The following is a 4,092-nucleotide window of genomic DNA, read 5'->3' as shown; positions in this document are numbered from 1 at the left end:
GAATAGAAGTACGCGCCTTCCAGCGTCTCGCCTTCCTGATCCAGCCATTCCAGCAAACGCGTGATCTTGCCTTCACGGTAGGTCAGCACGCCCACGGTACCGCCGCTGTACACGCCATGGCTGACCTCCAGGTCAATCCCCAGCACTTCATCTATACCGATACGTGCCGCGATCGGCTTGACCAGGTGGGTGCCCGAGGCGGAAATCACCAGGATCCGGTCGCCATTGGCGCGGTGCCGGGCAATGGTCTTGGTCGCGTCGCTGTAGATCAGCGGCTCGATGATGTCCTCGACCCACGGTTCCACCAAGTGCTCGATTTCTTCCGGCGTGCGGCCGATCATCGGCTCCAGGCTGAAGGCCATGTAGTCCTCCATGGCGAGTTTGCCCTGGCTGTAGGCGTCCATCAGTTCGTTGTTCTTGCGCATGAACGACTCAGGGTCGACCCAGCTCAGGCGGCCCATCTGTTCGCTCCAGAGGGTGGCGCAGTCGCCGTGGATCAGGGTGTCGTCCAGATCAAAAATTACCAATGCCATCCGTCATGCTCTCTCAATAATTCGTGCGTCAGGCTACTTCACACAGTGCGCTCGGGTCGATGGAAAGTGCTAGTCGCTGGCCATCGGGGTGCAGGTCGTCGGCGGAGCGGTTGAGCACGTCGACCACCAATTCCACACCGCGCGCTTCGATGCGGTAACGGATCACGTTGCCCAGCAGGCTGTGGCTGCGCACCAGTGCATCGAGCTCGCCGCTACGGCTCAGCTCGATGGCTTCCGGGCGAATCGCGATGCGCCCGCTGATCGGTCGTTGCAGCAGTTGGCTGGCCTTGTCGGCATCCAGCAGGTTGTAGTTGCCGATGAACCCGGCGGCAAACACATCCACCGGCGCTGTGTAGAGGGTCTCGGCGTCGCCGCTCTGCACGATCTTGCCCTGGTTCATCAGGAAGATGCGGTCGGACATGGTCAGGGCTTCTTCCTGGTCATGGGTCACAAAAATCGTGGTCAGCCCCAGCTCGCGCTGGATCGCGCGGATCTGTTCGCGCAAGTGTTTGCGAATCCGGGCATCCAGCGCGGACAGCGGTTCATCCAGCAGCAGCAGGCGCGGACGAGTCACCAGAGAGCGGGCGAGGGCCACGCGCTGGCACTGGCCACCGGACATCTGGTGCGGGTAGCGGCCCGCCAGGTCCTTGAGTTCCACCAGTTGCAGCACTTCCTGCACGCGCTTGTGGCTGTCGTCAGCGTTGACCTTTTGCATGCGCAGCCCAAAGGCGACGTTCTGCTCCACGGTCATGTTGGGGAACAGTGCGTAGCTCTGGAACACCATGCCGATGTGCCGTTTCTGCGGGCTCAGGGGAACGATGTCCTGCCCATCCAGCAGAATTTTCCCACTGTCCACCGACGTGAGGCCGGCGATGCAGCGCAGCAAGGTTGACTTGCCGCAACCGGATGGACCGAGCAGGGTGACGAATTCGCCCTTGGCAATTTCGCAATTGATGTCACTGAACACCGGGGTGCCGGCGTAGCCTTTTTGCAGGTGTTGGACGCTGACGAAGCTCATTGGCTTTTGTCCTTGTTCAAGATATTGGCGGCCCAGGTCAGCACCAGCACGAAGAAGAAATAGGAAATGACGATGGCACTGGTGAAGTGGCCGCTCGTGTTGCGCATGTTGTTCAGGTAGACCTGCAGGGTTTCGTAGCGGGTGCCCACGAGGATGTTGGCGAACACGAACTCGCCGAACAGGAACGAGAACGACAGCAACAGCGCCACCATCAGGCCTTTGCGCAGGTTCGGCAGCACCACGAAGATCGCCGCTTGCCAGGTGCTGGCGCCGAGCAGTTGCGAGGCGTCCATCAGGTCGCGCAGGTTGATCGCTTGCAGGTTGTTGGTGATCGCGCGGTACATGAACGGCAGCGCCACGGTGAAGTAGCAGCCGATCAGGATCCACGGCGTGCCCACCATCGCAAAAGGCCCGGAGCCATACAGCTGCAGCAAGCCCACCGACGACACCACCGGCGGCACCGCGAAGGGCAGCAGGATCAGAATGTTCATCAGCGCGTCGAGTTTGGGGAAGTGGTAATGCACCACAAACAGCAGTGGCAGAATCAATACCACCGACAGGATCAGCGCACCCACGCACACCAGCAACGACTGGCCGAAAGCCGCGAGAAAGCGCGGGTCGCTCCACAACTGCGCGTACCACTTCACGGTAAAACCGTCTGGCAGCACAGTGGCCGACCAACTGCTCGCAATGGAGTAGACAAAGGTGCCCACCAGCGGCAACACCAGGATCGCAAATAACACATACACCACTACCCGATGGTAGAGGGAGGCCGGGCCGGCTTCAGCGCGAGACATGGTAGCTCCTCTTGAGCAGCAGTTGATGGACCACGGTGACCACGGTCATCAGTGCCACAAGCACCACGGCCAGGGCGCTGGCCATGTTCGGGTCCAGGGAAATGTCACCGGAGACCATGGCCGCGATCCGAATCGGCAGCACGTTGAAGTTGCCGGTGGTCAATGCGTACACCGTGGCATAGGCGCCGAGCGCGTTGGCCAGCAGGATCACGAAGGTGCCGAGCAGGGCAGGGGTGAGCACCGGCAGGCCGATGTGCCGCCAGAACTGCCAGCCGTTGGCGCCGAGCAGCGATGCGGACTCACGCCAGTCTTCACGCAATGCGTCGAAGGCCGGGTAGAGCAGGAGCACGCCCAGCGGGATCTGGAAGTAGGTGTACAAAATGATCAGGCCGGTCTTGGAGTACAGGTTGAAGTCCTGAATGATCCCGGCCTGCTTGAGCATGATCGTGATGCTGCCGTTGAAGCCCAGCAAAATGATAAAGGCGAAGGCCAGGGGCACACCGGCAAAGTTACTGGTCATGTTGGCAAATGCCGTCACGAAGTTGCGCAGCGGGCCATCCACCCGGCGCAACGAATAGCTGCCGAGCACCGAAATGATGATCCCGAAGACGCTGGAGTAGAAGCTGATCTCCAGGCTGTACTGGATGGCCTGCAGGTAGAACTTCGAACTGAAGATCTTGGTGAAGTTGCCCACGCCCCAGCCGAACTCTTCCGATTGCAGGCTGTTGATCAACACCCACACCAGCGGGGCGATTTCAAACACGATAAAGAACAGCGCAAACGGCACCAGGCACAGGATCGCCAGCCATTTGCCACGGGTTAAGGAATTCACTTCAACAGCTCCCGGCATACAGGTTTGTCGTGGGGCACGCCGAGCAGTTCGCAGACGGTGCCGCACAGTTCGGTTTGCTTGGGTGTGGCAGCAGGGTCGAAGTTGAAGGCCGAACCCAGCACGAACAGGGGCACTTCGCGCTCTTCCGGCAGCAGGCCGTTGTGGGAGCGATCGTTATTCATGCCGTGGTCGGCCGTCACCAGTACCTGGTAACCGGCATCGAGCCACCCTTGCAGGTAGTCGGCGAGGATGATGTCGGCCGAGCGTGCGCTGTTGCGGTATTGCGGGGTATCGAGGCCGTGCTTGTGGCCGGCGTCGTCGATGTTCATCGGGTGCACCACCAGGAAGTTCGGCGCGTGTTTGCGGCGCAGGCTTTCGGCGTCGGCGAACAGGTGGGAGTCCGGGTAGTGGTCATTCCAGTAGAAATGCCCGTGCTGGATCGCCAGCGCCTTGTCGTCGGTATGACGATCCCGCGCGGCTATAAAGGGTGTGCGGTTATACAACTCGCTGACCCAGTGGTAAGCCGCCGCCGCAGTGATGAGACCTGCGTCGGTGGCGTAATGGAAAATGCTGCGCTGGTTGGACAGGCGCGAGACATTGTTGTGGACGATGCCGCTGTCGATCGGTGGCACGCCGGTGAGGATGCATTCGTACAAGGGCCGCGACAGGGCCGGCAGTTCACAGTCCAGTTTGTAAAGCGCTGCGCGTCCTGCGCCGATATAGGCCTGAAGGTGCCCCATGGCATGTCGGGCAACCTCGTAGTTGAGGCCGTCGAGCACCACAAGGATGACGTTGTGCTTCATAGGGGGAGATGCTCCGCAACGATAGGCTTGACTCAATTTCCCTGGGTGAACGGGATCAAAACTGTGGGAGCGGGCTTGCTCGCGAAAACGGTGTGCCAGGCAACCTTTC

Annotated in this window: 5 protein-coding genes; all 5 read right to left on the bottom strand. The window is 60.6% G+C overall.

Annotated elements, in window-relative coordinates; genetic code table 11:
- A partial coding sequence (locus tag WBB95_RS28670; protein ID WP_424490650.1) for an HAD family hydrolase occupies positions 1 to 533 on the bottom strand: 533 nt, incomplete at its 3' end.
- Positions 534 to 561: 28 nt separating this feature from the next.
- Complete coding sequence (locus tag WBB95_RS28665) at positions 562 to 1,551, bottom strand: ABC transporter ATP-binding protein (RefSeq protein WP_424490649.1); 990 nt, start codon at positions 1,549 to 1,551, stop codon at positions 562 to 564.
- Complete coding sequence (locus WBB95_RS28660; RefSeq protein ID WP_424490648.1) at positions 1,548 to 2,348, bottom strand: ABC transporter permease; 801 nt, start codon at positions 2,346 to 2,348, stop codon at positions 1,548 to 1,550. The genes WBB95_RS28665 and WBB95_RS28660 overlap by 4 nt, the downstream gene beginning before the upstream one ends.
- Positions 2,335 to 3,198 carry an ABC transporter permease gene (locus tag WBB95_RS28655; RefSeq protein ID WP_424490647.1) on the bottom strand — a complete coding sequence of 288 codons (864 nt, stop codon included), beginning with the start codon at positions 3,196 to 3,198 and terminating at the stop codon, positions 2,335 to 2,337. Before WBB95_RS28655 ends, WBB95_RS28660 begins: the two co-directional genes overlap by 14 nt.
- Entirely contained in the window at positions 3,177 to 3,983 is an 807-nt protein-coding gene (locus WBB95_RS28650) for an alkaline phosphatase family protein (protein ID WP_424490646.1), read from the bottom strand. The genes WBB95_RS28655 and WBB95_RS28650 overlap by 22 nt, the downstream gene beginning before the upstream one ends.
- Positions 3,984 to 4,092 lie beyond the last annotated feature (109 nt).

Source organism: Pseudomonas sp. (assembly GCF_049645325.1).
Taxonomy (GTDB): Bacteria; Pseudomonadota; Gammaproteobacteria; order Pseudomonadales; family Pseudomonadaceae; genus Aquipseudomonas.
This window is presented reverse-complemented; position numbering and strand designations above follow the sequence as displayed.

What these genes read in the sequence shown, in the direction of transcription:
- WBB95_RS28655 (WP_424490647.1), bottom strand. Translation starts at nt 3,198, where the DNA reads ATGCCGGGAGCTGTTGAAGTGAATTCCTTAACCCGTGGCAAATGGCTG.
- WBB95_RS28660 (WP_424490648.1), bottom strand. Translation starts at nt 2,348, where the DNA reads ATGTCTCGCGCTGAAGCCGGCCCGGCCTCCCTCTACCATCGGGTAGTG.
- WBB95_RS28665 (WP_424490649.1), bottom strand. Translation starts at nt 1,551, where the DNA reads ATGAGCTTCGTCAGCGTCCAACACCTGCAAAAAGGCTACGCCGGCACC.
- WBB95_RS28650 (WP_424490646.1), bottom strand. Translation starts at nt 3,983, where the DNA reads ATGAAGCACAACGTCATCCTTGTGGTGCTCGACGGCCTCAACTACGAG.